The organism is Acinetobacter sp. 1294243 (genome assembly GCF_000588015.1).
Taxonomy (GTDB): Bacteria; Pseudomonadota; Gammaproteobacteria; order Pseudomonadales; family Moraxellaceae; genus Acinetobacter; species Acinetobacter pittii.
The window spans coordinates 211,274-236,754 of sequence record NZ_JFXG01000005.1 but is presented as its reverse complement, the minus strand read 5'-3'; the positions used below and the strand labels follow the sequence as shown (position 1 = coordinate 236,754).

Below are 25,481 nucleotides of genomic sequence, written 5' to 3'. Positions count from 1 at the left end.
GATTAAAGAGTTAGCTCTCAGTGTAGGACGTCCTGTTGAGAAGCTCCTAGAACAGGCTCGTGAAGCAGGTTTGCCTCAACGTACAGCAGACGACATTATTACCACTGAACAACAGGATACTTTGGTCAATCACTTGAAAAAAGTTCATGGTCAGGAAAGTGGTAACACAGGAAAAATTGCGTTGAAACGTAAAACAACCAGTACCGCTAAAGTTGCAAGTACTTCAGGCAAAGCAAAAACAATTAACGTAGAAGTACGTAAAAAACAGGTTTTTGCTAAACCAAACCCTGAACAAATTGCAGCTGAAGCTAAAGCACGTGCAGAAGCCGAAGCGAAAGCACGTGTAGAACAGCAAACGCGTGAAACTGCCGAGCAAAAAGCGCGTCTTCAAACAGAGCAAAAAGCTAAAGCAACTTTAGATGCGATGCGTGCTGCTCATCAACAAGATAGTGCTGCACAGACAGCTCCAAAAGCTGCTGTTGTAGTGAAAAAGCGTGGTGGTGGTACAGTTAAACCTGCACCAAAACCAGCGGAAACTCCAGAACAGAAACGAGCTCGTGAAGAGCAGTCAGCTCAGTTAAAAGCAACTGAAGAAGCTGCACGTCGTAAAGCAGCTGAAGAAGCTCAGCAACGTACACTTGAACAAATGCGCAAAATGGCGTCTAAGTATTCAAATGACGATGCTACTACGACAATTCGTGTTATTGATGATTCTCCACTTGCTTCAGGTCTAGTTGGCCAAGCTTATGAAGATTCATTTAAGCAAGAAGACCGTGAAATTAAACGCGGTGGCGCAACCACTAACCCACGTGCTGGGAAGAAAGGTGGTCGTCGTGGTCAAGAAGAGCAAAGCTTTGTTAACCATAACAAACGTGGTTTAAAATCAAGCCAAGCGAATAAGCATGGATTTGAAAAGCCAGTTAAAAAGCAAGTTTATGATGTAGAAATCGGTTCAAGCATTGTTGTTGCCGATCTTGCTCAAAAAATGGCGATTAAAGTACGTGAAGTTATCAAAACACTTATGAAAATGGGTGAATTGGTTAATCAAGATCAAGCTATTGATCAAGACACAGCGGCACTTGTTGTAGAAGAAATGGGCCACAACCCTGTTTTAGTTTCTGATACACAAGCGGAAGATAACTTGCTTGAAGCAGCTGAAGAAGCTCGTGGTGAGCAAACAACTCGTCCGCCAGTTGTTACCATTATGGGTCACGTTGACCATGGTAAAACATCATTGCTTGACCGTATCCGTCGTTCGAAAGTAGCGGCTGGGGAAGCAGGTGGTATTACCCAGCATATTGGTGCATATCACGTTGAAACAGACAAAGGAATTATTACATTCCTTGATACGCCAGGACATGCGGCATTTACTTCAATGCGTGCACGTGGTGCTAAAGCAACAGATATCGTTGTATTAGTTGTTGCTGCAGATGACGGTGTAATGCCACAAACTGCAGAAGCAATTGACCATGCTCGTGCAGCAGGTACTCCAATTATTGTTGCAATCAACAAAATGGATAAAGAATCTGCTGATCCAGACCGTGTGTTAAATGAATTAACAACGAAACAAATCGTTCCAGAAGAATGGGGTGGTGATGTTCCGATTGCTAAAGTTTCTGCACACAGCGGACAAGGTATTGATGAACTCCTTGATTTAATTCTTATTCAATCAGAATTGATGGAATTAAAAGCATCTGCTGAAGGTGCTGCGCAAGGTGTTGTTATTGAAGCACGTGTAGATAAAGGCCGTGGTGCAGTAACTTCGATTCTTGTTCAAAACGGTACATTAAACATTGGTGACCTTGTTCTTGCAGGTTCATCTTATGGTCGTGTCCGTGCAATGTCTGATGAAAACGGTAAGCCGATTAAATCAGCAGGACCATCTATTCCAGTAGAAATTCTGGGTCTTCCAGATGCTCCAATGGCGGGTGATGAAGTTCTTGTTGTAAATGACGAGAAGAAAGCGCGTGAAGTTGCCGATGCTCGTGCTGACCGTGAGCGTCAAAAACGTATTGATCGTCAAAGTGCTATGCGCCTTGAAAATATCATGTCGTCAATGGGCAAAAAAGATGTTCCTACAGTGAACGTTGTTTTGAAAACAGACGTACGTGGTACTTTAGAAGCATTGAATGCTGCTTTACATGAATTATCTACTGATGAAGTAAAAGTTCGTGTAATTAGCTCAGGTGTTGGTGCGATTACTGAGTCTGATGTAATTCTTGCTGAATCTTCAGAAGCTGTATTATTAGGCTTTAACGTACGTGCCGATACGACTGCTCGTCAACGAAGTGACCAAGACGGTATTGATATTCGTTACTACAGCATCATCTATGAATTAATTGATGATGTGAAAGATGCCATGAGCGGTAAACTTGCTCCTGAACATCGTGAAACAATCTTGGGTGTTGCGGAAGTACGTGAAGTATTCCACTCAAGTAAGTTTGGTGCAGCAGCAGGCTGTATGGTACTTGAAGGCACATTACATCGTAATAAACCGATTCGCGTATTACGTGATGATGTTGTAATTTTCCAAGGTGAGCTTGAATCTCTTCGTCGTTATAAAGACGTTGTTGATGAAGTTCGTGCTGGTATGGAATGTGGCCTTGCGGTGAAAGGTTATAAAGACATCAAACCACAAGATAAGATCGAAGTGTATGATGTTCAATTGATTAAACGGAGTCTTTAATGGCGGGTAGCCAACGCTTAAAGCGCATGGCGGATTCAGTACAACGTGAGTTGTCTGAGCTAATCCGTCAAGAGCTTAAAGATCCTCGCTTAGGTGGTCTAGTGACCATCTCTGCGGTGAAAGTCAGTGCGGATATGGGTTATGCTGAAGTTTATGTCACTGTTATGGGACGTGAACTCGGCGATGAGCAAAGTGAAGCAGCAAATAAAGAAACTTTAGATGTATTAAATAAAGCTTCTGGTTTCTTGCGTCATGAATTGAGCCGTCGCATTAAGACTCGTATTACGCCTCGCTTACGTTTCCATTACGATAAGACGAATGCATATGGTAACTATATGTTTGGTCTAATCGAAAAAGCGGTACAAGATTTACCAGAACGTAAGTCAGATGACCAAGAGTAATTAAAACTCAAAAATAAAAAAGCCACCTTCGGGTGGCTTTTTTATTGGCTCAATTTTTTATTCTTTAGGAGGTTCCATTGGCGGTTTGTTTTGTGAAAAGCGTTGACCAATTTTGTAACGGTCCCAAGGTAGAGGACGTTCAATGGCTTCAGGTACTTCACCACTCAGTGAGCGTAAACGTAAATGTAGCGCAGCTTGAGCAATCAAATTAGCCGAAACTGGTGCGGTAATGAAAGCTAAAAGGGTAATGAGTAGCTCGGCAAAACCGAAACGACCTTGGAAAGCAAAAAAGATCATGGAAGCGATTAGAAAGCTTCCTAAGCCGAGCGTACTCGACTTAGTTGGTGCATGTAAGCGCATGAATAAGTCGGGTAAACGGACCATACCGATTGAGCCAACTAACATGAAGAAGGCACCAAAAACCAGAAAGACCGAAACAATAATTTCCATTGTAAATTGCATTTGACCTCTCCTTAATCGATAACATGACCGGTTGTGAAGTAACGTGCTAAGGCGGCTGTAGATACGAAACCTAACATCGCAACCAATAGTGCTCCTTCAAATAGAGAGGTCGTCATCCAATAAATGCCTAACACAACAATAAGGCAAGTTGCATTGAGGAAAAGTGTATCGAGCGCTAAAAGGCGGTCTACAATTGAAGGCCCCATAACTAGTCTGAAAAGGCAAAGTAGCATCGAGATTGTAATGGCAATCAAGCTAATACCTAGAGCATAGGGTAGGATTGTCATGCACTTGCCTCCGTTTTACTTTTCACATCAAAAATTTCCATAAGAGGAATTTCATAACGTTGTTTGATGTCTTGAATATCAGATTCGGTATTATCTGTGCTCAACGCATGAACCAGAATATCCCCACGTTCCTGATCGATACCTGCAGAAACCGTACCTGGCGTTGTGGTAATGATCATTGCCAGTAAGGTGTTGACCTGCTCATGTTCTGTCTCTAAAGGTACGCGATACCATTTAGGGTGTAATTTTTTAGTAGGTCCCAAAACAAGTTTTGCGACCTTAAAGTTAGAAATAATAATATCCCAAAGAACCACAAAACATAGTTTAACCGCAGGTTTCCAGTGAATATGCGGTGTGCGGGTAATAAATGGTTTGACTAAACGAGGGATGATTAAGCCCAAAAGCATCGCAGTCAAAAGATCACTCGCATCAAGACTATGCGCCAGCATCAACCAAAATAAAACGATGAGAACCGAAACAAATGGATGTGGAAACCAGCGTTCAAGCAAATGAGATAACTGCATTGTTATGGCTCCATAGGTTTCAATTGACTTTCATCAACAATGGTAGGCGTTTGGAGTTTGTCCTGTTGCTGAATTTGTCGTTGTTTATATTCAGAAATATGTTCGCCATTAAACGTATCTTTCGAAATAATATCTGGAACAAGATAAGCATTATGATCTTCAACTTCACCGCCGTACTTAGTTTCTGGTAAGTAAGCTGGATCATATGGCTGTACACTGATCACTTCGCCGTTTTTATCCACTTTAAGAATAGAGTGTTGGTAAAGCGCATGGTCTTGGATCTGTTGTGCGGTGCTTAAGGTGTAATGCTGAATTGGTGCAGCAAAAACAACATAAGCGATTAAACCAACCAGTAATAGATAAATGACTTGATCATTACGTGGTGGTGCGCGTTCCGGCAAAGCACGATAAAGAATATAAGCTGGATGGATTGGATCCTCTTCTGGAGGAGATGCGCGCCAGAATAAGATAAAGCCAACACGTGTGAGTGCAATAATACTTAATAGGCTCACAACAAGCACAACACCAATAATCCAGCCTTGATAGCTAGCTTCAACTGTTGCTTGTAGGATAAATACTTTTCCAAGAAAACCACTAAAAGGTGGTAATCCAGCCATCATCATCGCAATCAAGAAATAAGTCAGCATCGCTGCTTTTTCTTGTTTGATTCTTGGGGCAACTTTTAAATGATCTTTAAAATCTCCACGTTGTGAAGTGATCCATCCACAAAATAGATAAAAAGCTGCGCCAATTAAGGTACTGTGCACTAAATAATATAAAGCCCCAGACCATGCCTGCGTATTAGACATGGCAATTGCTGTAAGCAAGGTACCAATTGAAGAAAGGACCATAAAGCCGACAAAGCGACGTAAACGATCTGCTCCAATTGCGGCAATCACTCCATAAAGAGAAGTAATTAAGCCAATAGGCAATAACCAGCTTTTTAAGATTTCTTGACTAAGCGCATCGTCAAATACTGTTCCATTTACACGTAAAATAGAATAGATCCCGACTTTAGTCATGATGGTGAAAATTGCAGCTACAGGGGTACTTGCAACGGCATAGGTTTTTGGTAGCCAAAAACCGACAGGAAGCATTGCTGCTTTAATACCGAAAACAACAAAGAGAAGTAAGGAACCAGCGACTGCTAATTTATGTTGATCTGCTTCAAGTGTCGGTATAAGACGTGAGACATCCGCCATGTTGAGGCTACCCACGCTGCCATAAATCATACCAAGCCCAATTAAGAAGAGGGCAGAGGCTAAAAGATTGATAATGACATAGTGAACGCCAAGCTGAAAACGAGGTTTGCCTTGTCCATGTAAGAGCAATACATACGAAGCCATCAACAGGATTTCAAAAAAGACGAAAAGGTTAAATAAGTCGCCTGTTAGAAATGCTCCACAGATTCCCATTAATAAGAAATGTACCATGGCATGAAAATAGCGACCACGCGTGTCCCAGTTATCACTTGCATACCATAAAACTGGTACTGCTAATGCATAAGTCAGTGCCAGCATAAAAGCTGAAAGACGATCGAGTACAAGCACAATACCAAATGGCGCTGACCATTCACTTAATTGGTAAACAGTAATTTGCCCCGTGCTGGCGTAACTAAGATAAACAATAGCGGTAATTAATCCGGCAATTGCTGAGATAAGGCTAATGCCACGACGCCAAGGTTGGCGCCAGTCATCTTTTAAAGCACCTGCCCCAGGGTTACCTAACAGTAATAAGATAAAAGCAGTAAATGCTGGGATGAGAATGCTAAAAATAGGCGTGTGTTGTTGCCAAAAAGATAAAAAATCAAACATCACGGCTCATCCTCACGTGGGTCGTATGTTGGGGAAGCATCTTCTTTAGCATCAACATGATCACTACCTGATTCATAACGGCTACGTAGCGCAAGTTGTACAATAAACGCTGTAGTTGCAAAACCGATCACGATGGCGGTTAACACCAACGCTTGAGGAAGTGGATCGGTTATTTTTGTTGTTTCAGTTAAAATTGCTGGTGAGCTGATTTGTAATCGACCCATAGCAAATAAAAATAGGTTTACTGCATAACCGATTACAGCCAATCCGAGCACAACAGGGAAAGTACGAGCACGTAAAATCAGATAAATACCTGTGGCAACAAGTAAACCAATAGCAGAAGCCAGTAAGAATTCTAAACTGATCATGATGATTCCTCCCGATGTGGTACAGGACCGGACATACTCGAATGACGAGAGTCGCCTAATACAGAGATGAGCAACATTGTCGCGCCTACAACGGTGATATAAACACCCAAGTCAAAACTTGCAGCTGAAGCTAGATGTAGTTTTCCTAGAATTGGTAATTCAACATAGACATGAGCACTCGTGAGGAACGGACGTAACCAGAACCATGCTGCTATACCAGTCAGACCTGCAATCGTTAATCCTGTGCCAATCCAGACTTCGTAAAGGCGGCCAGACTTCGCTTTTAATAGCTGTTCTGCTTGATCTTGACCTAATGCAATATATTGAATGATTAGCGCCATTGAGGTGATTAGACCTGCAATGAAGCCACCGCCTGGATAGTTATGTCCTCGCAAAAAGATATAAACACTGACGACAAGCGCTAGCGGTAATACCCAAGAGGCCGTAATACGGAACATAAGTGGAGATGGATTAAAACGGTAGGTGAGACCTTGCGTCATGGTTGTGCCGTGTACACGCATACCATCCATTAAACATAGGGCACCAATCGCAGCGATGCCTAATACTGTAATTTCACCGAAGGTATCGAAGCCACGGAAGTCAACTAAAATGACATTTACAATATTTGAGCCACCACCAAGTGGTAAAGACTGTTGGGCAAAGAACCAAGAAATTGAATTGTGATCACGGGTTAAAATGAGCCACGTAATCCAACCAATTCCTAAACCTCCAATAATTGCTAAAGCTGCATCTCTTAAACGTCTAGAACGACGAGATTCATACGGCGTGAGCTGTGGAAGTAACGATAAGCTCATTAATAAGAGAACAGTGGTTACTACATCTACTGTAATTTGAGTTAGTGCTAAATCTGGTGCTGACATGGTGACGAAGACCATCGTTACCACTAGACCAATTGCACCACTAATAAGTACTGCCTTAATACGCTCATGGTGGAACCAGAGCATCATCCAACAGCCTGAGAATAACGTCAGCCAAAGAACTACAGCAATCCATGGAGCATGGGTGAGTTCGCGTGTACCTGTGCTCAACCCTTGATTGAGTAAAGGCATGGTGACCATGATGATGCTAAAAGCAATGATCCAGAACAAATAACTTTGCAATGAGCCATTTTCAGTTTTTTGTTTGATTTTTCGGCTGGTCAGCAACAGATGTTTTAAAAATAAATCAAATAAGATGCGACCTTGTAATCTACCTAGGCGCGGATCAAGGTCAATTTTACGAATCATGCCGTCTTTTGCTAAAGCAAAGTAGAACAGCGTACCGCCAACCAAAGCAATAATACTCATCACAAGAGGGGCGTTAAATCCATGCCAAATTGCAAGGTGTGTACCCGCAAATTCTGGTTGCATCAAGCTTGCTCTTGTTACGCTATTGACCAGTGGTTCTACCAATAACGAAGGTAGAACGCCGACCAAGATACAAAGCACAGCAAGAAGAATGGCTGGAGCACGCATACCGATTGGTGGTTCATGTGCATCTTTATTTGGAACTTGTTTACCAATTGGACCGTCAAAGAACACACCATGCACTAAGCGAATTGAATAACTTACTGCGAAGATACCCGCCAGAGTTGCAATAATGCTGGCAAAGATAACCGTTGAGCCTGAAAGATTTGCCAATAGCTCGGTAAAGAACATTTCTTTTGAAATAAAGCCATTGGTAAGTGGTACCCCTGCCATAGAGGCAGCGGTGATCATGGTGAGTGTGGCAGTAAAAGGAAGTAATTGCCAAATACCACTAAGTTTTCGAAGATCACGTGTGCCAGTTTCATGATCAATAATCCCTGCAAGCATAAACAGCGCTGCTTTAAATGTTGCATGGTTAATAATATGGAAAATAGCAGCGGCAACCGCTAAAGGAGAACCGATCCCGAGTAAACAAACAATAAGTCCTAAATGACTAATGGTTGAATAGGCTAACAGTCCTTTTAAATCTTCTTTGAAAATAGCAAAACACGCTGCCATACAGAGCGTAAATAGGCCGACAAACGTAACGATATTATGATAAATCGCAGCGCCTATAAAGATTGGAAGTAAGCGGGCAAGTAGAAAAATCCCGGCTTTTACCATGGTCGCAGAGTGCAGGTAAGCGGACACTGGTGTTGGTGCCGCCATTGCGTTAGGTAACCAAAAATGAAATGGAAACTGAGCACTCTTTGTAAATGCGCCAAGCAAAATAAGCAATAACATTGGAATAAAAAGAGCGTGGGCTTGGATCGCATCTTTCATGCCCATGATTTCGCTAATTTCATAGGTTCCAGTGATTTGCCCCAATAGAACAAATCCACCTAGCATTGCTAAACCGCCCATCCCTGTAATGGTGAGCGCCATCCGAGAGCCACGTTGAGCAGCTTCATAATGACTCCAATAACCCACTAACAAGAAAGATGAAATACTGGTGAGCTCCCAAAAGACTAATAAAATAATAAGATTATTAGAGAGCGAAATACCCAGCATTGCTGCCATAAACAGCATGAGTAAAGTATAGAGTTTACTTAATGAATTTTTAGGGCCTAAATAATAATAGGCGTATATATAAATGAGTGTACCGATACCGGTAATAAGAAGAGAAAATAATAAACCAAGAGCATCAAGTCTAAAGCTTAGATTAATCCCTAATTGAGGTAACCAATCCCAACTTTGTTGAATGCTTGCACCACCAAGCACAGTTTTAGCTTGAGTCAGTAATAAACCAAAACTGGTTAAACTGACTCCAATTGCCCCTAAAGCCGTTACTCCACGCGAGAACCGTTGAAGCAATGAAACAAGGGTGGTGCCTAATATTAACGGTAATAAGATAATTATCGGTAGCACACTCGTATCCATATGTGATTTAGGCCGAAACCTAAAGGTGAAATTTTAATTTCAGAATAGATAGGAATTCAAAGAGAGTTCCAAAGCTTATTATTCCGAAAACCCAACCAAATTAGAAAATAAAGCGAGAAACAAGTTGTATTGCGCAACTTGAAGAATAAAAACGCAAAATGAAATTTATTGTACACTAAAAAAGCATTGAAAATCTGATGTTATTACATGTAGTAACAACATCTAGTTATTTTAGTGCCTAAAAAACCGTACTCCACCATATATTTTGTGAGTGTGGTTTTTTTGATTATAAAACTCAAACCGAAGGGCTTTCTTCCGGTGCGTCTCCCGCATGAATCATCCTTAATAATTCATTTTTTTGTTGTTCAGTTAAACCCTGAATCTGCTGAAATAAAACCTCAATCTGTGCTGGTGTTGGGTCTATTAAACTCAAAGGCTGTGCTTCTATAGATGGTGTTAAAGGTTCGCTTCTTTGAAGTAAGGTATAGATATGTTCAAGCTGTTGCTTGGTCGTATTTAGGTCAAGATGGCTAATTTTACCAGACTCTAATTTTAGACATTGATAGGTCGAGGCATGTTCAAGTAGCTCTTCACGACTTCCTGTTGCAATAATTTGTAGGCGTGGGAATGCTTGATGAAGCCGATTTAAGATTTCGGAGCAATGTGTTGAGTCGAGCTGTGCATCAATCTGGTCAATGAGTAAAACGCCATCTCCCTCAAGACAAGGGTTTAGGCTTAAAGGATTGAGTAAACAGAGTCGGCGGGCTATATCGCCTACTAAAGCAATCCAGGTTTTCGTTGTATTGGAAAGTTGCTGAAAAGGTAAGATTTGATCTTCATAGTCGACCATAAGTTGTAGTCGAGGCTGATAGTGTAGATAGAGGTCTTTAAGCTCAGGCAGAACTATACTTAATGCATTCTTGAGGGCATAGAGATTGGGTGAAGTAAGCTGTTTAGGTTGCCCTGATAACTCTTTTTGAAGCTCATTTAATAATTCTTTTTGATCTTGCTGATCTAATTGTTTCGATCTAATCCGTTGTACTAGATATGCAGCTTGAGCATTTTCAATATCACTGATTTCTCGTAGCCATTCAAAAAAGCGTGTAAAAGTTGTAAACGGTAGTGGGCTAATGTCATAGGCTGAAATGGCTTGAGTAATGCCGGGTAAATTTTTATTCAAAAGATTAATATCATTCACAAATCGCTCGGCTGGGTAGTAAGCGATTAAGGGAAGTCCTTGTAATGGATCTTTTTTTATGACTTGTTGATAAAGAGCCATGGTTTGGTCAAGTTGCTGAGTTTCAACTTGGCTCACTCCAATCCCACTTGCATTTAAGGTTTTAAAAAGTTTCCAGCTACATAGTGAAGAGTCTACCTGCTGAGCAGAGGTACTTTCTGGCAGGTGACCAATTTCTGAAGGAATTTGAATAGTCACTTCAATTTTTGATTGTAGACGCGACTGAGTAATGTCTTGATCAGGCATGACAATACCGGGACTACGCAAATCTTTAAGGCGAGCAGGGAACCAAGTTAAAGCATGGTAAGTATGTTTGAGCAACATACTTTTACCAGTTGCCTGTTCACCTAAAATTAAGGTGATTGGCTGTTTTTCATAGTGAAAGTTTATTTTAAGGTCGTGAAACAGAGCAATATGTTTAAATTGGACAGATTCAAGTTTCATAGGCTCACCTCAATATGAGCGCTTCAACCAACCGACTGACGAAGACTTAAAGGCGCCCTTAGTTTTAATTGTTGTATCAGATCATAAAGATGATGGATATTTAGACTTACTTTAGCACGAGTACAGGCAACGTACAGTAGTCTTAATTCTTCATCGGTAATCTTGTGTTCTAACCCATTAATTTTAAATTGATAGTCATCTTCAATATGAACACGGTTCCATTCTAAGCCTTTCGCTTTATGGGCTGTAGAGATGACATAGTCAGCTTGCTCAAGTGGTGTAATCTTTGCAAGCGCTTTTTTTAGTGGGTCAGTGCCGTGATCATCCACCAATTTAACCAATGGTTTAATATCACTGCCTTCATTGGTTTCACAGTATTCATGGACATCATGCCATGAATTGAACCATGCTAATTCAGGAACATCAGTAACCCGTTTTCCTTGCTTTAAGAGGCTTGCAGCGTCTACAAAACGGTTTAGTTTTTGATGATCAGCTTGCAAACTCACTTTATCGCCGTGAACTAAACCTGCCAGTAAAAGTTCCATGGCCCGAGCATTGGTACGGCATAAAATCGCATCACGCATTTTGGTATGCGGTTTATTTACGACACTTGATTTTTGATTTGGATTACCAAGCAAAGGAACAGTTTCATTTAATCCGCCCAGCAATGCATTGGCAACATCCGCAATCGTTTCACCAAAACGAAAAGAAGTGGTGAGGCGAGACTCTGGCAAGGGTAATTGTTGCATTGCATTAATTGCACCACGCCACGCATAAATTTGCTGATGTGCATCGCCTACATAGATGACCTGCGTACTTTTTTGGCGAAGTAAAATACCCAGCATTAAAGGGTCGGCATCTTGTGCTTCATCAAATAGTACATAATCGGCTGGGATGTTAGGTTCAGACAAAGCCCAAAGTTTGAGATAAATATCGTGACCAATTCCTGCCTGATGATTTGGGTCGATGGACTCTAACCAACGGCGCTCTACAGCAGGGTAAAGATGAGTTTGTAGCTCGGTAATATCATCCGGATGTAACCAGTTGGGCGCCTGAATATGTCGAGGCGCTGGATATTGAGAACTGGTTGAACAGAAATAGCTGACAGCATTAGCGACAAGGCTTGCGAGGCGACTTGGCATTAAGACGTATTTTTCATAACGTCCACCCATCATGCGTCGTAAAGTAATAGGTTCTAGTCGATATTCTTTTGCGATAAAGCTTGGGCTTAAGCGAGGCAAGCGTAATTTATCAGTCACACCTCGTGGCACACTGCGAAACGCGAGTGAGTGAAAAGTCCGGCAGTCTACATTACGATGAAATTTGTTTTGTGCTTCACCAGCAATGGCTTTGTTAAAAGCCAAATACATACCGCGCCGTTCAGGCATGGCATCACTAATCATTTGTAACGTAGTAGTTTTACCTGTACCCGCATAGGCAATCACTTTAAATGATTGCCCAAGACGTGCGTTATCTATGGCAATAGCTTGCTCATAGGTGGCTTTAGGTTTTTCGATATTCGACACTGAGTGATTTTAAACCTTGTTGCGGTTAGCTTTTTCAACTAAACCAGATAAACCCTGACGACGAGCTAATTCGTCAATAATAAGTTGTGGATTAAGATCGAAATAACCCAACATGACAATGCTATGGAACCACAAATCGGCAGTTTCATAAATCAAGTCATTTAAATTGCTTTCTGTATTTTGAGCAGCGTAGTCTTTCGCAGCAATAATAGTTTCTACGCTTTCTTCGCCGACTTTTTCCAAGATTTTATTGATACCTTTTTTATAAAGGCTTGCAACATATGACGTATCCGCTTCAGCTTGCTTACGCTCTTGCATCAATTGCCCTAAGTGAGCAAGTACATCAACTTGTTCAGTGGTGTGAGCATGATCGTGGCTTTCAGTTTTGGCTTTATCGCCATAAATTGCAGTAGGGTCTTTTAATTGTGCATCGACAATTTCCCAGCCCTGTGGGGTAAGTTTACGGTAGAAACAAGACTCACGACCTGTATGGCATGCAATACCGCCGTGTTGCTCAACTTGTAATATGATTACATCGCCATCGCAGTCTAAACGAATTTCATAAACTGTTTGGAAATGGCCTGATTCTTCACCCTTGTGCCAAAGTTTTTGGCGAGAGCGAGAGAAATACACAGCCTGATTTTTTTCTGCTGTGAGCGCAAGTGATTCACGGTTCATCCACGCCACCATCAAAATACGTCCGGTTTGATGATGTTGAGCAATGGCAGGGATAAGACCTTGTTCGTTAAATTTTACTTCATCGAGCCATTGCGTGTTATTCATGAGGAATCACCAAAGAAATATGAACTATAAATTGATTTCAATCTGATGCTAAAAAATAGCTTGTATAGTGTACGGCATCAACGTCGCTTTGCGGAAAAATTCTTTGTCCTTTTTGTCTTTGTCAGCGTAATGAATAGCTTGTAACACTTACCAATCTGTATCTTATTCAAATGACTAAGGCGTGAGAATATTTGAAATCTCAATCAAATTTTGATCTGGGTCGCGAATATAAACTGAAAGAATAGGATGCATTGCACCAGTACGCTCAATCGGACCTTCTTCAATTTGAATATTTAATTGATTAAGGTGTGCAACCACTTCTGAAATGGGAGTGTCTGAAATAAAACACAAGTCGGCAGATCCGGGAGTCGGCTGTAATGCCTTCGGTTCAAACTCGTTGCCTTGCTGGTGTAAATTTATTTTTTGATTTCCAAACTTTAGAGCTTTTCTATTACCTTTAAACGTGATGACTTCAAACCCCAATATGGTTTGATAGAAATGACAGGTAGTTTCAATATTTGAGACGGTTAAAACAAGATGATCAAGATGGCTGATTTTCATGTGTTAATCACTATTATTTGGTGGGATTAATAGTCAGACAAAGATTGGCTTTCTAAATGAAATGCACTGTTTTCTTTAGGCAATTGAGCGACTTGATCATAATCAAGTTGTTGGAATGGCCCTGTTTTTAAGCCTGAAATTGTAATTGCCATTTCTTTTCGAAAATAAGGGATTTGATACATCCACGGAAAAACTAAATCTCTTAAACCTCCAGCCCACCAATGATCAGACTGATAAAGTGGTGTTAATAAGCGACTAAGGAATTGATAAAACTGGGTGGATGAGCGGCGAAGCTGGTGGTAGTGCTGCCAGAGCAGGGACCAATCAATATTCTGGTTTTTTTGAGCATGTTGCAATGATTGAGAGAAAGCCCAAGCATCCAATAATGCCATATTTGCACCTTGACCTAACTGTGGACTCATTGCATGAGCGGCATCGCCAATCACCCCAACTCGACCCTGACCAAATTGAGTCAGGACGACATCGCGGTAGTTTGCAGATAGCCATTTAGGCTGAGTTTGACTGTTATACAAAATTTCTTTCAGCCATTCTGCAACTTTGGGCCAACGTTCTGAGACTTGCTTTAACCAAGCTTGTTTAGCCTGCTCATCTTGTAAAAAGCTTTGTAGTTGTGGTGTAGGTAAACTCCAAAAAACACTTGAAAGGCGCTGTTGAGGTTCAGTTGGAATCGCTCCTGTAGGAAGAATTCCCATCATAATTTTCGAGCGATCATAAAATTGATGCAGAATTTCAGAATCGAGAACTTGGCACTCAGGTACGATACTCCATGCCGCACCCCAAGGATAAGCTTTGTCAACCTTTACCCATGCTTTAGGGCGTAACTGGCTACGTGCACCGTTGGCAATGAGTAGGCTATCAAAGCAAGCATCAAACTTTTGGTTTTGATGACTGCCGAATAGCTGAACTTCATTGTTATGTTCTTCAAAACTTTCAACAGAATGGTTCATATGCCAAGTGATCTGGCTTGAATACTCGCTAAGCTTTTGAGTGAGTACATGACACAAAGTGGCTCGGGGTATACCTAGACCATAGAGGTTTGCTGATGCTTCGTGATAATGACTATTAACTAAAAGGCGCTTGTCTGGAAGTTGTCCTTCTAGGCCTGTTACTCTTGCGCCTAATGTTAAGGCTTTTTCGAGCACACCTAAGTGTTCAAATACAGCTAAGCCCGCAGGTTGTAGTAATAAACCGGCACCTACCGGAGATAACTCATCAACTTGTTCAAAAATAGTAACGTTATTGCCTTGGCGGGCAAGCAAAATAGCAGTGGCTAAACCTGCTGTACCTGCACCGATAATGGCAAAATGAGGTGTTTTCATTGTTTGTTCTTTTGAAGCATTTATAGCTTCAATTTAGCAATGAACGAATAGCTGATCTATAAATTTTTTGAAAATTAAATTTTTTCCATAAAAAAAATCCCTTGCACTGGCAAGGGATTTTGAACTTATTTCAATATACGCCAAAGCGCTAATAAGCTACTCAGCACAATTAGAATAATCGAAACAAACCAAGGGCTAATAATTGCAATAGTCAGTAAAATCAGCATAGTACTGCCGAACATCCAGCTACGGCGTTGCTGATGTTCCATTTGCAAACGAAGTTGCTGAATTTCGCGTAACTGGCGGTCTTGCCAAGCCGACTGATTTTTTAAACCATTTAAGCTATCAATAATTAAGCTTGGGAAATCTTGAGCGCCTAAAAGCAGGTCAGGTAATTGCTGGCCGAGTTCTTTTACATTTTTGACTGGATTCATGTTGGATTTGACCCATTCCGTCAAAATTGGTTTTGCCAATTTCCAGATGTCGAGCTGCGGGTAAAGGTCAGTCCCTAGGCCTTCTACATGCACTAAAGTTTTGAGTAGCAGCATGAGCTGTGGCGGAATCTCAAGATGGAAGCGTCGAGCAATATCCATCACTTGAATTAAGATACCCGCAAAATCAAGCTGGTCCATTGGTTTAGATACCATTGGCCCAACAGTGCGGCGCATCTCACGTGCTAAAGCATCTTGGTCTGTACCCGGTGGAATCCAGCCAGCTTGGTGCACAATTTGAATGAGCTGCATAAAGTTGCTGTTCATGACAGCAAGCAACATACGGGCAACTGTCATCTGGTCGTGTTTAGATAGCTCTCCCATAATCGCACAGTCCAGTGCGATAAAGCGTGGATTGCTTGGATTAATGGTTTCTACAAAGACATTACCGGGATGCATGTCGGCATGGAAAAAGTTATCGCGGAATACTTGCGTAAAGAAAATGGTTAATCCTTTTTCTGCAAGTTGTGCACGGTCCATGCCTAGACGGTCAAAGGTTGCCGTATCTGAAATAGGGACACCAGTAATACGCTCAGCCACCATGACATCTTTGGTGTCCATGTAGACTTCTGGTACATACATCATGGTTGAACCAGTGAAGTAATGGCGCATACGACGGGTGTTATCTGCCTCAATACTCAAGTCCAGTTCATTTAAAATGATCTGGCGGTAGTCTTGAATAATTTCGGTGAGATGCAACGCACGAGCAGCTTCTAGGCGACTTTCTAAGGTGTTGCCTAGCCAAGCTAAAATTTCAAAGTCTTGTAAAATCTGGCTACGAATGTCCGGACGAGTAACTTTAACAACAACTTCACGGCCATCATGCAGTGCCGCTGTATGTACTTGTGCAATTGAAGCAGCAGCTAATGGTTGGTCATCAAAGCGGGCAAATAGAGTATTTACGTCTGCTTTTAAAGAATCTTGAATACGTTGTTTGGCAACATTGCTATCAAAAGGTTTTACTTGATCTTGAAGTAAAACTAGTTGAGCGAGTACCTCAGGTGGAATTAGGTCACGGCGAGTAGACAGTAATTGACCAAGCTTGATTGCAAGTGGTCCCATATCTTCTAAAGCTTCTTTAAGCTTTAAAGGATTTTTACGTTCACGACTCGACCATGCAGCTGGATGCATTTTAATAATATTTAATGCATGCTGAGCTTTAACTGGTAATTCATCCGCAGGGAACAACGTATCGAGTCTATAGTGCGCTGCAATACGCCAAAGTTCGAGTAAACGTGAAACGTGCGGAATCATATAAAGTCTTACCTAGTCTTGAGAGGGTTGTAGTTGTGCATTGAGTTGCTGCAATCTTGCTTCAAGACGGTCAATGTCTTGATTAAGCTTGCGAGTTGCTTGAGTTAAGTCGTCCATTTCCCAGCGAGGGGCAAATAGGCCGCTATCTTCTTTTAAGGCATCTTCAGCAAAAAACAGATGGCTTTGCACCGAGCGTTTTAAATGTTTTGGTGCAAGTTGAATCTTACCAATTTCATGAGCGAGTTGAGGACCCACCCATCTTGATAAATGCGCAGCTAAATCAGGTTCAGCTTGCTGCATAATTTTTTGAATATCCTGTAATAGGTGATAATCACCTTGGAGCGGGATATTCCCAATCTGGTCTGGATCGCTGACCAATAATTTAATCAGTTCAACGACATCTTTAACATGCAAAGTTGCAGTTGCTTCAGAAATTTTGAATTGGGCATCAAAAGGACGCTGTTCAAAAATAGAAGGCTTTTCACTATGACCTGTTACGGTAGGTTCAAGACGTACTTTTTCTTGGTCAAAGAACACATCGACAGAAAGCTGCGGGCTATCAATCACAACACGCAACATTTTGCCCTGTAACTGATTAAACTGAATGCGAGTAACCGCATCCAGATCGATCAGATGATGAATGATACGTTCGACTGCACCGAGTGCCAGAATCGACCACATATCGTTATCCCTTACAGTTTGAAGCCACGGTGAACGGCAACGATACCAGCAGTAAGGTTGTGATAGTCACAGTTCTGGAAGCCAGCATTTTCCATCATACCTTTTAAGGTGCGTTGGTCTGGGTGCATACGGATTGATTCAGCCAAATATTTATAGCTTTCTGAGTCATTCGCAACCAATTTACCCATAATCGGTAAAGCGGTGAATGAATAGAGGTCATAAAGTTTTGAGAATGGCTCAAATACAGGTTTAGAAAACTCAAGAATCAGTAAACGGCCACCTGGTTTTAACACACGGAACATAGAAGCAAGTGCTGCGTCTTTATCTGTCACGTTACGTAAACCAAAGCTAATGGTTACAAGGTCAAAGCTGTTGTCTGCAAAAGGTTCTAATGTTTCAGCATTGGCAAGAACGAAGTCAACATTGGTACAGCCTGCATCAATTAGACGGTCACGGCCAACATTGAGCATAGATTCGTTAATGTCTGAAAGTACAACATGACCTTGCGGACCAACTTCACGGCTAAATACTTTTGCTAAGTCGCCTGTACCGCCAGCAATGTCTAACACGTGTTGACCACGGCGAACACCAGACATGTTAATTGCAAAACGCTTCCACAAACGGTGAATACCAAATGACATCAAGTCATTCATCAAGTCATATTTGCTTGCAACTGAGTGGAAAACTTCTGCAACTTTTTGTGCTTTATCTTCAGTTCTAACTGTTGAGTAACCGAAATGTGTTGTTTCACCAACGTTGCCAGTATTACCAGCACCACGAGGTAAATTGTATTTAGGTACAGAGCCATTCACAGGTGTGTCTGTTAAGGTTTGCTGTAAAGTTTGTTGTTGCCCTTGAGGAGTACCTTGAGGTAAAGGTGAGCTTAGGAATGGGCTAACTTTGTCTGAACTTTGTGCCTGCTCAGTTGGAGATGTTGGCTTTTGGTTTTCGTTAGACATATTGTCTCTCCTAGACTCAAACTCAAGTGAAACGGAATAAGTTCTGCATGATGACAGATTTTGTCTATTTTTACAGGCATCATCATGCAAATATAATGAATAAAATCTCAACTTCGCGAGGTTGAGTTTTTCTATGTGCCGACCTTATCACACTCTAAACGGATTCGGATGCCCTGAATGTACATTTTCAATAATCTGGCGTTCTTTTTCAGTAAAAGTCTTAATAAAGGTCTCGGCTGATTTTAACGGTTTCATCGCACTAAAACCATCTTGAATGAAATCATACATCAATTCGAAGTGATATTTTTGGGCAATACCTTTACACATTTTAAAAGCAGTAAACATCATAAATGAACGCATGTATTTATCGAGTGCTGCACCTAAATCGTCAAGAAGAGCAAGTTGTTGATAACGAGCTTCGGCCTGATCAAGCTTGATTAAGGTTAAACGCATAATCTCATCAGTTAATACTGTATCTGCCGGATAGTCCTCAAGAAGTTGCATTGCTACTTGCTCATCAAGTTGGGTTGCAAGTACAGCCAAACTTACTGATTTAGTACCTGTTTTAATTGCATTCTCAGGTAAGACTTTTTCTGCTTTATGGGCATATTTTAGTAAACGCTCGATTTGAGCTGCAAGAGCATCAAATTCTGGGCCACCATATAAACGATTTAAAAAGTACTCTGACATGAGCTTGTGCGCTGGCAGATTAAAAAAGTCATGATGCGTATCTTTCATCCGCTCTTTTAACCATGTTTGTACATCTTGCAAACGCTGAGCAAGTACTGGATTATCGTGATAATTAAATGTTTTATATTGTTGTAAAAGATCATCAAAAGCAGCGAGTTTAGACATTTAAGGCTCTAATATTGGGCTATTTGCAAAAAATCATAAAAGGCATTGTAACCTTGTACTATGGCGAGTAGATGTAAAAAAAATGATTCATGCGTCAATTTTTAAACAGAATTTTGGCACAATGACATAATTTGTATAGCAATTCATCATTTAAGCGCATAAGTTAAAGATCATCGAAATTAAACAATAAAAGATTAGAGCCGTGGACTATGAGTGAACAACAACCAAAATTTGAGATTCGTGATGAAGAACAGCTTTCAGTCGATTTGATTGAAGCACAATATGCGTTAAAAGAAAGTCGGGGCAAACCCAACGCTAAGAGCACACTAATATTAATGAGTGGTATTGAGTTGGCTGGAAAAGGCGAGGCTGTTAAGCAACTTCGTGAATGGCTAGATCCACGATATTTACGAGTCAAAGCAGACGCGCCACGTGTGCTGACAGATACAGAAGCATTTTGGCAATCTTACTCGGAGTTCATTCCGACTGAAGGGCAAATTGTGGTGATGTTTGGCAACTGGTATAGCGATTTGCTCGTCACGGCAACGCACGTGTCTGAACCTTTGGATGAAGCACGCTTTGATGCTTACGTTGAAAATATGCGGGCATTTGAGCAAGATTTAAAAAACAACTATGTCGATGTGGTCAAAGTCTGGTTCGATCTGTCATGGAAATCACTGCAAAAACGTTTAGACAAGATAGATCCATCTGAACAGCATTGGCATAAGCTCCATGGCTTAGACTGGCGTAATAAAAAACAATATGACACTTTGCAAAAGTTACGTCGTCGTTTTACCGACGATTGGTACATTATTGATGGCGAAGATGAAAAGCAGCGTGATCAGTTTTTTGCGCAATACCTTTTACAACACATGCGTCAACTTCCAGAGCATGAAACCGAAGTTAAAGGAAAATGGCAGCAAGCTAAAATTCCAGAGAGTTTATTAAACCCTTCTAACGAACCACTTGAAAAAGCAGAATATAAAAAAGAACTCGATAAACTGAGTAAAAAAATTGCCGATGCCATGCGTTTTGATCAACGCAATGTCGTCATTGCTTTTGAAGGCATGGACGCAGCTGGTAAAGGTGGGGCCATTAAGCGAATCGTTAAAAACCTAGACCCGCGTGAATATGATATTCACTGTATTGGAGCACCTGAACGTTTTGAAGCACGTCATCCATACTTATGGCGCTTTTGGAACCGCATTAATGAGGCCGAAAAAATCACGATTTTTGATCGGACATGGTATGGACGTGTACTCGTTGAACGTGTCGAAGGTTTTGCTTCACCTTTAGAATGGCAGCGTGCCTATGATGAAATAAACCGCTTTGAAAAAGATTTATTTGATAGTCAAACGATTGTAGTAAAAATTTGGCTGGCGATTAGTAAAGATGAGCAAGAGCAGCGTTTTAAGGCCAGAGAAGAAACACCGCATAAACGCTTTAAAATTACCGCAGAGGATTGGCGTAATCGTGATAAGTGGGACGATTATTTAAAAGCGGCCGCAGATATGTTTGAGCGAACTAGTACTGAATATGCACCTTGGTATATTGTCGCAACCGATGATAAATATACGGCACGTTTAGAAGTGTTGAAGGCCATTTTAAAACAGCTGAGAGCAGACTAAGCTCTCAGCTACAAGGCAAACCTTAATTTACAATAGTGCTACGGCTTTTTTGCTGAATACGTTTTGCAAGGTTATAACTATCATTCAGATGAGTTTCTGCTATTTTTTTCATCATGAAATAGCCCAAACTTGCTGCTACAATTTGCCCACCTAGTGGTATAAATTTAGTCACCTGTTTCGTTACGATTTTGCCAAGAAAGCCATTAAATGTTTTTTTAACTGTAGTACGCGCTACTACAAAGCCTGAAAATTCAAAACCGCGTTTACGTAGTTCATCCCAATGAATTGTTTTAGTTTTCGGGTCGTAGACACTCACGTGTTCAGGTGCTAAGCCAAAACGGGAATTGATATCTGGAATAAGGTACGACAAAATTCCCAAATCGACTGCCACGTCAAAAAAAGGAATCGGTACAATTGCCGCTCCTGCTGAGACGTAAGCTCTTTTTTTGATGAGATCATGACACTCATCGCGAATTTGTTCCAGATTTAGGCTAGGATCAATATAGTCAGGAATCTTGTCAATTTTCATAATGTCTACCTGTATAAGTTTCTTGAGGGCGTCATTTAAACCAAGTGTAAGTGACACCTAAAGTTAAATTATGCTGTGTTTAAACCAACGTGACATAGTCAGATTCAGTTGTATAGTAATGAATGTTTATGATTTTGTGCATAAATTATGCAAGCAGGATATGAAATAAATGGGGATTCATGTTATTCAAAGTCAACGTATTGATGTGTTGTTGCAAGGTGTATTGACGTCTACATCTCAAGCTTCAACGCATCCATTACAGGTTTTGAAAACCCAGCATTTTATTGTTCCAAGTCCTGCGGTCGAGCAGTGGCTGATACAAAAACTTGCAGAACAGCAAGGCATGAGTGCTAATTACCAGTTTCACCAACGGGTACGCGGCTTCCAGTGGTACGCCTACCAGCAAGTTTTAACTGCGCATAAAGAACAGGTTCGTAAAGCGAACATCCCACGTTTAATTTTTAAATGGCGGGGGCATCAAGCTTTGCACGAATTCATTCAACCAGACACGATAAGTATAGATTCGTCGCATCCTTTACATTCTATTGTCCAGCGTATTTATGACAGCGCAGATCGACTCGAACAAGGCATAGACAAACAATTAAAAAAACAAAAAATGCTGTACTGGGTCGCTGAGCAGGTTGCCGATCTATTTAGTAACTATATGATTTATCGTGGGCAGTGTCAGCGTGGTTGTGAAAATAGTTGTACCTGTCCGGAAAACTGGTTGTCTGCTTGGGGGCAGGGCCGAGCACTCGATATTGAAAAATATATTGTGCAAAAAGATGAAGAAGTGACTGCTTTTGCATTACATCAAACTGAGGAGCTAGAACGTTGGCAGCGTTGGTTATGGCAACAACATTTTCATGATGACTTTTTGCAGATGCAGCAAATTGATGCATTGTTTTGGCAAGAGTTAGATCATCCAGACCGCAGTAAGCGTGCTATTTCAAGATTACCTAATCAGGTGGTGATCTTTACGTTATTAGATTTGCCGCCAAGCCAGTTACAGTTCTTGCGCCGTTTAGGCCAATACGTTGATGTACTGATTTTGCACTATAACCCTTCACAAGAATATTGGGCCGATAGTGTCGATCCACTCTGGAAACAGCGTTATGACTTAGGGGTAAAAGAGCGTTTTATTGCGAAAAATCCAAAGGCTACTGATGCTGAAATTAGTGATTTCTTTAATAAATTTACACTCAACTTTAATGCTGAAGCGCGTGAATCCAGACATCCGCTTTTAACCCGATTGGGTAAACAAGCCCGCGATCACTTTTCTTTATTATCGAATTTATCTACGGGTGAAGAGGGTAAGTGGGTTGACGCTTTTGTGGATGATTTCCCTGAAAGTCTGCTTGGTAAAGTTCAGTCAGATATTTTGCATTTAGTGGAGCCTCAAGCTAAACAATATGAGCTTGCTTCCGATGATGACTCTATTCAGATTCATGTTTGTCATTCGACTCTACGTCAACTTGAAGTATTAAAAGAGCAATTAATCTGTTGGTTGGCTAAACCGCATGAACAGCCGCGCCGTCCAAACGATATTTTAGTTCTAGTTCCTAATTTGGCCGACATAGAGCCTTTAATTCGAAGTGTATTTCCTGCTACTGCCACTGAGCAGGGTGTGCATTTGCCAGTAAAGATTGCAGGTGTTGCATCACTTGATGCACTGAATGCTTGGCGTGCAGTAATTGGGCGTATTCAACTGATGCAGGGGCGTTTTAGCTTTGATGATTTTGCTGATTGGTTAAGTTTGCATGCGACTCAACAACGTTATGAACTTGAATATGTTCAGGTTGAGCGAATTTTAAATTTGCTTGCCGATGCAGGCTTTAAACGAGGGCTTGATGCAGAGCATCTCAAGCGCAGTTTGTGTGAGGGTGATGATGATTATCGATATAGTTTTAAATTTGCCCTAGAGCGATTGGCCCTTGGCATTGCTGTGCCTGTGCATGCAACATTTAATCAGGTGTTGAGTTATGCCAAAGTTCAACCGAGCGATTTCGAGTTGGTGGGTACACTCATTCAGATTTATCAGGATTTGAATGAGCGCCGTGATTGGCTTACTCTGCATGAGCAGGGGAAAGTCTATACCGTTGAATATTGGCTCCAAGTGCTGAGCAAAGATATTGTTGAATTTGAGCAGGTCGGTGTTGCTGCTCTAAAAGCTGTGCGGGAAATTGTTAAGAAACAAGAGCGAATGTTGACCCTCGCAAGTTATTACGCCGAGACAGAAACAGGAACTTTGCGCAAAATTACCTTGCCTCTGCCTTATATTATTGAAGAAATTCAACGGACATTAGAAAGCCAAAGTGCACAAGCTGAACCGACAGGGCAAATTACCTTTGCCCAAATTGGACACATTCGACCGTTACCTTATCGTTTAATGGTCATGCTAAATCTTGATGCAGGGCAATTTCCAAACCGCGATACCCATGTTCCATTTGATTTGATGGATGCACTGCGCCAGCAGTTAGGTGATCGCTCTCGACTTGAAGATGATCAAGGTGCTTTTTTAGATGCTTTATTATTAGCCCAAGAAAATTTATGGCTGTTTTATAACGGCTTTGATGTGAACGATGGCGAGGTGCGCGAACCTTCCAGTATTCTTCAAGAGTTCCGTGAACATCTTGCCTTGATTGTGAAAGCTGAAGATGGTGAACCTGAAAGTGTCGTTATTGAAGGAATTGAGATACCTTCACAGCTAAAACAACTCCATCACTTCCATGATTTACAGCCCTTTGACCCGAAAGGTTTTACTGTAGAGAAGCGTGTTATTCGTTATCAAGATCACTGGTTTAAGGTCGCTTCACAAATTCAGCAAGTCTCAGGAAACCGTCAGCCTTGGGCGAACACGACCTATCCGCTACAAATACCTGACACACTGGTTTTAGAAAGCCAGCAGTGGATACAGGATGTAACATTCCCTGCACGATTATATTTGAAAACTTTAGGGGTAGAAAACTTAGGAAGTGTCGGAGTGCTCGACCAAAATGAACCTTTATTATTAGATGGTTTAGGGCGCTATGCGATCCGACATTTTTTACAACAATCTGAACAGCAAGCACAACCTGAAGTATTAATTGATCAGTTGCCTGTCGGTAAAGTCAAATATAGCGCATGGCAACAAGGTGTTTTTGAGCAAGAATGTTTACTTGAACGCCTTCACCATTATGCACCAGCAGTGACACAAACAACTCAGCGTATTTGGCGAATTGCTAAACAGCTTCATATGAATATTACCGTTCCGAAGTCTGAAACTCGGGACTGGGTGAGTATGGAACCTTCAAGCGCTCGCGCAAAAAGACGTGCTAAAGTCTGGTTAGAATATCTGCTCTGGTTAGCTTATTTGAATGAGGGTAGTGCAGGAGCCGAAAAGCGCCGTATTGTGGTTTTTAGCGATCAAACTGTGATTTGTAGTGGGATTAGTTCTGAGCAAGCTCGGCAATATTTACAACCATGGTTTAAAATCTGGCGCCATGCACAGCAACAACCATTGGTTTTACCAGCAGCCTTATTATTAAAGCCATTAGAAAAAGCTAAAGCATATCAGTGGGAAACAACAAATCAGACAGAAAAAGCAAAACTGGATGAGAAGAGCTATGCTGAGCTGCTAAAATACTGGAATGAAACAGGGTCATTTACCACGATGGATATGACTCAAAATGAAGCTTGTAAGTTGCATCAAGACTGGAGCTTTATTTTACAAGAACAAGATGCGCAAGCTTTGCTTCAACATGCTTGTGATGAGTTTGCGTATGATTTGTATCATCCGGTTTTTCAATTTCAACATTCGGAGTAA

At 41.3% G+C, this 25,481-nt stretch carries 20 protein-coding genes; 4 read left to right on the top strand and 16 right to left on the bottom strand.

Features of this window, described 5'->3' with window-relative positions; genetic code table 11:
- Position 1 precedes the first annotated feature (1 nt).
- On the top strand, positions 2-2,686 hold the full coding sequence (gene infB, locus J655_RS0104400) for a translation initiation factor IF-2 (protein WP_032052431.1): 2,685 nt from the start codon (positions 2-4) through the stop codon (positions 2,684-2,686).
- Positions 2,686-3,087 (top strand): ribosome-binding factor A, encoded by a 402-nt coding sequence (locus J655_RS12870; RefSeq protein WP_002114836.1) that lies wholly within the window; start codon positions 2,686-2,688, stop codon positions 3,085-3,087. The genes infB and J655_RS12870 overlap by 1 nt, the downstream gene beginning before the upstream one ends.
- 57 nt (positions 3,088-3,144) lie before the next feature.
- Here J655_RS12870 and J655_RS12865 read toward each other — a convergent pair whose 3' ends face one another.
- From J655_RS12865 to J655_RS12800, 15 genes are all read right to left on the bottom strand, one after another.
- Entirely contained in the window at positions 3,145-3,549 is a 405-nt protein-coding gene (locus J655_RS12865) for a Na+/H+ antiporter subunit G (protein ID WP_005065884.1), read from the bottom strand.
- Positions 3,550-3,560: 11 nt separating this feature from the next.
- Entirely contained in the window at positions 3,561-3,836 is a 276-nt protein-coding gene (locus J655_RS0104395) for a monovalent cation/H+ antiporter subunit F (RefSeq protein WP_016142368.1), read from the bottom strand.
- A complete protein-coding gene (locus tag J655_RS12860; RefSeq protein ID WP_017481952.1) occupies positions 3,833-4,360 on the bottom strand; it encodes a Na+/H+ antiporter subunit E in 528 nt (175 codons plus the stop codon). Before J655_RS12860 ends, J655_RS0104395 begins: the two co-directional genes overlap by 4 nt.
- Positions 4,361-4,362: 2 nt before the next feature.
- Positions 4,363-6,174 (bottom strand): monovalent cation/H+ antiporter subunit D, encoded by a 1,812-nt coding sequence (locus J655_RS12855; RefSeq protein ID WP_032005665.1) that lies wholly within the window; start codon positions 6,172-6,174, stop codon positions 4,363-4,365.
- A complete protein-coding gene (locus J655_RS12850; RefSeq protein ID WP_002115033.1) occupies positions 6,174-6,542 on the bottom strand; it encodes a Na+/H+ antiporter subunit C in 369 nt (122 codons plus the stop codon). Before J655_RS12850 ends, J655_RS12855 begins: the two co-directional genes overlap by 1 nt.
- Positions 6,539-9,388, bottom strand: a complete 2,850-nt coding sequence (locus J655_RS12845) for a monovalent cation/H+ antiporter subunit A (protein ID WP_032005663.1) — start codon at positions 9,386-9,388, stop codon at positions 6,539-6,541. Before J655_RS12845 ends, J655_RS12850 begins: the two co-directional genes overlap by 4 nt.
- 295 nt (positions 9,389-9,683) lie before the next feature.
- A complete protein-coding gene (locus J655_RS12840; RefSeq protein WP_017481955.1) occupies positions 9,684-11,069 on the bottom strand; it encodes an AAA family ATPase in 1,386 nt (461 codons plus the stop codon).
- Positions 11,070-11,092: 23 nt separating this feature from the next.
- Positions 11,093-12,595 (bottom strand): UvrD-helicase domain-containing protein, encoded by a 1,503-nt coding sequence (locus J655_RS12835; protein WP_005065896.1) that lies wholly within the window; start codon positions 12,593-12,595, stop codon positions 11,093-11,095.
- Positions 12,596-12,604: 9 nt separating this feature from the next.
- Positions 12,605-13,378, bottom strand: a complete 774-nt coding sequence (hisIE, locus tag J655_RS12830) for a bifunctional phosphoribosyl-AMP cyclohydrolase/phosphoribosyl-ATP diphosphatase HisIE (RefSeq protein WP_014208235.1) — start codon at positions 13,376-13,378, stop codon at positions 12,605-12,607.
- 174 nt (positions 13,379-13,552) lie between these two features.
- Positions 13,553-13,939 (bottom strand): VOC family protein, encoded by a 387-nt coding sequence (locus J655_RS12825; protein ID WP_005079321.1) that lies wholly within the window; start codon positions 13,937-13,939, stop codon positions 13,553-13,555.
- 26 nt (positions 13,940-13,965) lie between these two features.
- Positions 13,966-15,279, bottom strand: coding sequence for an FAD-dependent oxidoreductase (locus J655_RS12820; protein WP_032052430.1), 1,314 nt, complete (start codon positions 15,277-15,279; stop codon positions 13,966-13,968).
- 125 nt (positions 15,280-15,404) lie between these two features.
- Entirely contained in the window at positions 15,405-17,024 is a 1,620-nt protein-coding gene (locus J655_RS12815) for an ABC1 kinase family protein (protein ID WP_005079317.1), read from the bottom strand.
- 12 nt (positions 17,025-17,036) lie between these two features.
- The gene (locus J655_RS12810) at positions 17,037-17,705 is read right to left on the bottom strand and encodes a ubiquinone biosynthesis accessory factor UbiJ (RefSeq protein WP_005079315.1); all 669 of its coding nucleotides are present in this window, start codon (positions 17,703-17,705) and stop codon (positions 17,037-17,039) included.
- An 11-nt stretch (positions 17,706-17,716) separates the two neighbouring features.
- Positions 17,717-18,664: a bifunctional demethylmenaquinone methyltransferase/2-methoxy-6-polyprenyl-1,4-benzoquinol methylase UbiE gene (gene ubiE, locus J655_RS12805; RefSeq protein WP_002114829.1), complete on the bottom strand. Its 948-nt coding sequence runs from the start codon at positions 18,662-18,664 to the stop codon at positions 17,717-17,719.
- Between the two features lie 147 nt (positions 18,665-18,811).
- Positions 18,812-19,519 carry an FFLEELY motif protein gene (locus J655_RS12800; RefSeq protein WP_005079311.1) on the bottom strand — a complete coding sequence of 236 codons (708 nt, stop codon included), beginning with the start codon at positions 19,517-19,519 and terminating at the stop codon, positions 18,812-18,814.
- A gap of 209 nt (positions 19,520-19,728) precedes the next feature.
- Between J655_RS12800 and J655_RS12795 the strand changes: the two genes are divergently transcribed.
- Positions 19,729-21,147 carry a hypothetical protein gene (locus J655_RS12795; RefSeq protein ID WP_005079309.1) on the top strand — a complete coding sequence of 473 codons (1,419 nt, stop codon included), beginning with the start codon at positions 19,729-19,731 and terminating at the stop codon, positions 21,145-21,147.
- Positions 21,148-21,169: 22 nt separating this feature from the next.
- Here J655_RS12795 and J655_RS12790 read toward each other — a convergent pair whose 3' ends face one another.
- A complete protein-coding gene (locus tag J655_RS12790; RefSeq protein WP_005079307.1) occupies positions 21,170-21,676 on the bottom strand; it encodes a hypothetical protein in 507 nt (168 codons plus the stop codon).
- Positions 21,677-21,845: 169 nt separating this feature from the next.
- On the opposite strand from J655_RS12790, the gene J655_RS12785 reads away from it, so the two are divergent.
- Positions 21,846-25,481, top strand: a complete 3,636-nt coding sequence (locus J655_RS12785) for an exodeoxyribonuclease V subunit gamma (RefSeq protein ID WP_032052429.1) — start codon at positions 21,846-21,848, stop codon at positions 25,479-25,481.